The sequence below is a fragment of the Chryseobacterium sp. HNCC26DJ241 genome, from assembly GCF_057180505.1.
On sequence record NZ_JBXUGL010000061.1, the window covers coordinates 1 to 6616 of the forward strand.

2 protein-coding genes and 1 pseudogene are annotated in these 6616 nt (G+C 38.9%); all 3 read left to right on the forward strand.

The window, feature by feature from the left end; genetic code table 11:
- Window positions 1-1711: hypothetical protein (locus AC2A1C_RS15570; protein WP_484026846.1), on the forward strand; the 1711-nt coding region annotated here is incomplete at its 5' end.
- Between the two features lie 33 nt (window positions 1712-1744).
- Window positions 1745-6370 (forward strand): beta strand repeat-containing protein, encoded by a 4626-nt coding sequence (locus AC2A1C_RS15575; protein ID WP_484026847.1) that lies wholly within the window; start codon window positions 1745-1747, stop codon window positions 6368-6370.
- A gap of 66 nt (window positions 6371-6436) precedes the next feature.
- Window positions 6437-6616: pseudogene (locus AC2A1C_RS15580) on the forward strand (hypothetical protein); the annotation flags it as partial.

A 6616-nucleotide genomic window follows, 5' to 3' on the forward strand; every position in this document is an offset into this window, starting at 1 on the left:
GTTTATCATGGATGTTTTGACTGTCCAACCCAACAGCGCACACACAAATATTGAATTTAAATTTATTATTATTATGACAAATCTTTCTTTTCACAAAAAGCTATCGGGTTTTTACCTGATGCTCTTATTTTTTGCTTTTACGCAAAATGTATTTTCACAGACGAATGTTTACCTTGATGTAGCCTCAAAGAATACAGGAGATGGCTCTAGTTGGGATAATGCAAAAGCATTTAGTTCATGGTATGCAACCTACTCAGGGGGAACATCGGTGACTCGTAGAATCCCGGCAAATACAAATGTATACATAAAGCAAGGAACGTATAATCTTTCTTTAAACACGCTTCTTCAGCCGTTGCTTCAAAATCCCGGAATATTAATCCAGGGAGGTTTCCCCACTACAGCAACAGGAACAGACCGTTCAGGTTATAATCCTTTAGCATACCCTACAAAAATTATTGTATCAGCAACAGCTTCAGGACAAAGTGTTACATTATTTAGCCATGGTAGCTATACAACCAACACTAATGTAGAAATTAAAGGCTTAGATATATCAGCAGGATCTTCTTTTGCGCCTGCTACTTTTTATGTTTTAAACGGGAATGATGGAAATGGTGGAACAATAGGAACATTTAATTTTACAGACCTTACCATTCATGATATTGGAACTGCATTTAATGGGACACAAAACTGTATTGCATTTATGTTTAGAGATAATGGAACGGGTGCGGTAGCAAACTTCACTAATTGCCTATTTAAAAATCTTTCTTCTAGCAACTTTGCACCATTAGATAATGATACAAATGATTGCATTCTTACCATTACGGGAAGTTCTTTTGTAAATTGTTCCAATACTGGTGGAGCAGGTGGAGGAGCTGTTTTTACCCGGGCAAATATTTTTGTATCCGGTAGTAGTTTTTGTAACAACAGCGCAGAATCCGGAGGAGCTATACAAGCAGGATATGTTACTGCCGGAGAAGTGGTAACGGCTACTATTACCAACTCTACTTTTAATAACAATAGTACTACCAATTTCAATGGTGGCGCAGTATACCATGCTACAGGTAATGCTATTATAAACAACTGTTCATTTTATAATAATACCTGTGGAGTAAATGGTTCAGGAGGTGCTATTTCGGGGTCTTTAATTGCAGGTTCTGCCTCTACCAGCATCAGCAATAGTGTATTTTATAACAATGGAACTAATGCCACTAATGCCGGAGTAGGCGTTCTTGGAGGAGGAGCAATAAATGTTTATCCAAGCTCTTTTTCTCCTGTATCAGTTACCAATTGTACATTTGTTAATAACTATACCAAGGGAGCTCCCGGAGGAGCTATTTATCATGGGAACTCAGGAGCTACCAACCCAAACATGACGATTTCCGGTTCTAAATTTTATAATAATAATATTAATGGGGGGAATCCTAATACAGTAAATGGAAGTGATGTGATGGTTAATAATGGTAACTCTGCTGTACCTGGCTTAGGTAAATTAACGCTAAATAATAATGCATTGCAATTATCCGGAACAAGCAGTTATCAGGAAAGGATTTCATCTTCCGGAACTAAATATGTTTTTGGTACAGGAGGAAATATAAATACTTTTGGGAATACTACAGATCCATTAAACGGTGTAGATCCTTCTGCCGGATATACTTGCCCTACCAAAATTACATTTTGTGTAGCAGGATCTTTCGCACCAATCTTAAACTAAGCTGTAGCTTTTATTAATTACAATTTTTTTGTTATGACAAATAATTTATTACATATATATAAAAGAATATCAGGGATTTGTATGCTTTTGATGTTCTTGGTGTTCTCGCAAAACCTATCGGCACAAACCAGTGTGTACTTAGCTTCTACTGCAGGACCTTTAGGAAGCAGTGGTACAGATTGGGATCATGCAATGCCTTTTAGTACGTATTTTCCTTTAGGTACAAACAAAGTAATTCCTGCCAATACCAAAGTATATATTAAGGAAGGTAATTATACGCAAACAGGAACGCAATTTAATGGCAATATTGATGTTAGTGATGGAGTGTTGATTCAGGGAGGTTTTCCTGCTTCAGCTACAGGATCTGATATTTCCGGATATAATCCTCTTACTAATGTTACCGAAATTACCATTACAGGGTCTAATACTTCTCCTCAACTTATAAATTCAACAATGTCTGCTGCAGGACATACTGCGGAGATTAAAGGATTAAGATTTACAGCTTCTGGCAGTGTTTCTAATGCAAATGTATTTTACGGTACAGGTGCAAGTGGAAGCAGAGGGAATATGATTTTTACCGACCTTTATGTGCATGATATGAGTTCCATAGCTTTTACTTTTTTAGGAAATGCATCCGGGACGGCTACTTTTAATAATTGTTTGCTAAAAAACCTTACTGCATCTGCTAATACTGCCGGTATTTATGTAAGTGAAGAGAATACTCCCATTACCTTTAACAATAGCTCTATTGTTAATTGTATATGTAATAATAATGTTTCTTTAAATTCAGGAGGTATTCTTACTAATTCAAACCTAACAGCTACCAATTCTAGTTTTTGCGGAAACCAGGCAACTGGTGGTGCCAGTAGGGGTGGTGCTGTTTCTCTTGGAAATAGTGCTACTTATTCACCTACAGGAATATTTACGAATTGTACATTTAGCGGAAATGCTTCCGGAAAGGGAGGGGCAGTGGGTGCTGTTGAGACCACTTCTACCAGTTTTACAGGTTGTAAGTTTTACCAAAATACGGCAGTAGGTAGTGGAGGGGCTATCCATGCCGGACCAGGTAATGGAAGCTTAACTGTAACAGACTGTGATTTTTATCAAAATTCCGTTACCACCAATATTACTATTGGTTATGGCTATGGTGGAGGCGCTATCTCTATTGATACAAATACTACAGGTATTACTATTAAGGACAGTAATTTTGTAGGCAACTCTGTTCCCGGGGCAGGTTATTCTTATGGAGGAGCTATTTATGTATATAATAACGGAAGTAATCCTGTTACCACCATTGATAATTGCATTTTTTTGAATAATACACAAGCGGGAAGTTCTACTGCCAATGGAGCAGATGTTATATTGTTTAGAGGAACCAGTGGTTTTGCAGCTACTACATTTATAAACAATACATTACAATTAGCTGCACAAGCAAACTATGTATCTGCTTTTGGAAGTGGTACTAGCACATATATCTTTCAAACAGGAAATACCTTTGGCAATACCACTAATGATGGCGGTGTAGTAAATCCTATATTTGCTTGCCCAACATCTATTACGACTCCTTGTTTGGCAAGCGATGACCCTGCACCTTCGTTAAGTACTTACAGCATTAGTAATTCTTGTCCTACTGCTACAGTAAACCTTACCAGCATTACAGCAAGCAACCAGAATCCGGATGTTACATTAACTTGGCACACCAGTGCAACGGCTACTGATGCCAACAAAGTTTCAAACCCGTCTGCAATTAACCAAGGAGGATATTACTATGCCGCGTTCTACGATTCTGTAGCCGGATGTTACAGTACGACCTCGGCTCCTGTATTGGTTTCACTTACCAAATGTACCACGGTTACTAATAGTTGCCCTGCAACTACGGTAGATCTTACGCCTTTGGTGCAAAGTGGTAGTCTTCCGGTAACATGGCATACAGGAACTCCGGCTACGGATGCCAATAAAATTAGCAACCCAACTACAGTTTCTACATCAGGAACGTATTATGCAGCATTTTACGATGCTACAGGAGGTTGTTATAGCCCTACTTCTGCGGTAACGGTGCAGATCAACTCATGTAATGCTAATATAAGTGGTACAGTATATAATGATAATACTCCTTCTGATAATACTGTAAACGGAACTGGAACCAATGCGGGAGGTACACTTAATGCTATACTTTATAATAATACGACAGGAAAAGTAGATGGTATTGCTGCAGTAGCTTCCAACGGTACTTATACTGTTACAGGAGTCAAAGGAAATACCTATACAATATATGTAACTACTTCTACAGCAACTGTAGGGCAAACAGCAGTACCTACCATTGCCTTGCCGACAGGATTTATCTCTTCTGGTGAATTTTTGGGTACAGGTGCAGGAAATGATGGTACTGCCAATAGTATTTTATCATTAGGCAATATCACGGCTGATGTTACCAATGCTAATTTTGGTATGACACCGGCTGGATATATTTATGTACATAAAAAAGCAATAGACGAAACATCAAGTGCTGATTTCAATTTTAATATTACCGGAGGTACTACCAGTGTAGCAACCATTGTATTGAATGACAATACCGATGTACATATTCCGGTATCAGATATAGGAGCGTCACAAAGTGGTCGTTTATGGGCAGTAGGTAAAGATAATAACACTTTGTATTATAAGGATTTAGGAACGTCTAAATGGATAGCTACTACTATAACTAATGCCAGTCGTGTAGATGGTGGTGCTGCCAATAGTTGTTATTATGTAACAACAACAGGTAATGTTCGCTATAATAACGGATCGGGAACTGATACTCAAATATATAATGGCGGCTTGGCAACTGATGTAGGATCTGCTTGGGATACTACGCCCTATATAATCGCCAATAGTGGTTTATTGTATCGTTATATTGGTTCGGGAAATGGCACACATGGCTCAGCAACATGGCCACAAGTAGGTACCACTACTAACAATGTTAATGTAGATGGAGACCCAACTACCGGAGATGCCTTAGTGACAAAAAATAATTCGGGTGCTGCTGCTTATCAGATAGCTAGAATTACCAGTACCGGAGCACAAACATTACTTGGCAGACCGAGTACTGCTACTGCTAATCAGCAGGCAGATGATGTAGCCGTAGATGATGTGGGAAATATTTATTCAATGTATAGAGCCGCTTCCACATTTAGTACAACTACCGCCAAGTTTCCGTTTAAATGGATATCAGGTACTACATGGTCTGCTGATGAATATACAGGAGGGGGATCAGGACTTGTGGCATCAGTAAAATTAACTGGTGGATTAGGTGGTCAAATGTGGGTTCTGAACCATCCGGAAACCTCTCTGGAAGCCACCATATTTTCCCGTATGTTTGATGGTACAAATATCACATGGTATGATAACGACTGGGTGCATGCCAGTGGTGCAAACGCCAACTATCAGATGGTAGCTGTAGTTCCGGGAACCTATACTTTAACCGAAACACTGCCATCAGGTTGGGATCTTACTGCGATTAATATTTATGATCCTACCAATAACTCTTCAAGTGATGTAACCACTCAGGTTTCTACTCTTAATGTAGCTGCGGGAGAAGTAGTACACGTAAACTACACCAATGTCTTAATCCAAACATTTACTGTTAGCAACAACTGCGGAACTAATCTGATTCAAACATTTGGTAGTGGTACTGCAGCAAATGGCAACCCACTTACGGGGCTTACCGCTTATCACTACCTTGCCGCAAATAAAGGAAATGATGGTTATTACACCATCGTAAAAAATAGCGCTTCCTGGGGCAATACGGGTCTTACCAACCACACCGGTGATGCTAATGGTTATTTTATGACAGCAAATGCATCTTATTCAAAAGACGAATTTTTCCGTCAAAGAGTTACCGGCTTATCCGTAGGAGCTTCTTATACACTATCTTTTTGGGCTGCAGATTTATCACCTGCTAATGTATTAAGACCTAATGTTACCATGGGAATTGCCGATGTCAATACTGGGGTAACTATAAATTCTGTTAATACAGGAAATATTACGGCAACCAATTGGACACAGTACTTCTTTACTTTTACAGCAACTAGTACTACTGCTGATATTTTTATTCAAAACAATGCACCGGGAGGTAATGGGAATGATATTGCAATAGATGATATTGCCTTTAATTTAACACCTATTGCGTCTGTATCGGCTACCACAACGCCTACTGCTGCTTCTAATGGTACTATTACGGTTACCTCTCCTACAGGTTCTATTTATGAGTATAGTATTAATGGTACTACTTACCAATCTGGTACATTATTTACCGGTCTTCCTTCCGGAACCTATACCGTATATGCCCGTTATGTAGGAAGTACTTGCGTTGCTACAACAAATGTAACAATAGACGGTTTCTGTACACAACCAGCAACACCTGGTACACCGGATTATTCCTACTCATTGATAGGAATCTCAACCTATGTTTCAAAATCTTCCAACTTCCCGGATACCATATCCAACGGCTTTATCGCGATGGAATCTAAAAACAAAGGCTTTGTTATCACCAGAGTGGCGAGTGAAAGCGCCATTACTGATCCTAAAGAAGGAATGATCATTTATGACATAGCTGCCAATTGTGTGAAACTCTACAACGGAACAGTGTGGAAATGCATCACCAGAAGCTGTAATAATTAGACGTTAGAGATCTGAGACGTGAGACACGAGACTCAAGATATTATAATAAACTAAAAATTTTAAATAATGAAAAACACATTCTATATAATAATGCTTTCTTTAGTTTCCGGCTTATCTTTAGCACAGGTAGCTGTGGGAAAATCTAATGTAAATGGAAACAGTACTATTTTAGATTTTGAAGATTCAGCCGGGAATATAAGAGGTCTTATTTTGCCTGCTTTGAATGCAGCACCGACAGGATTGACT

Bases quoted from the DNA above. Each gene is read 5' to 3' on its own strand.
- AC2A1C_RS15575 (WP_484026847.1), top strand. From the start codon at position 1,745: ATGACAAATAATTTATTACATATATATAAAAGAATATCAGGGATTTGT.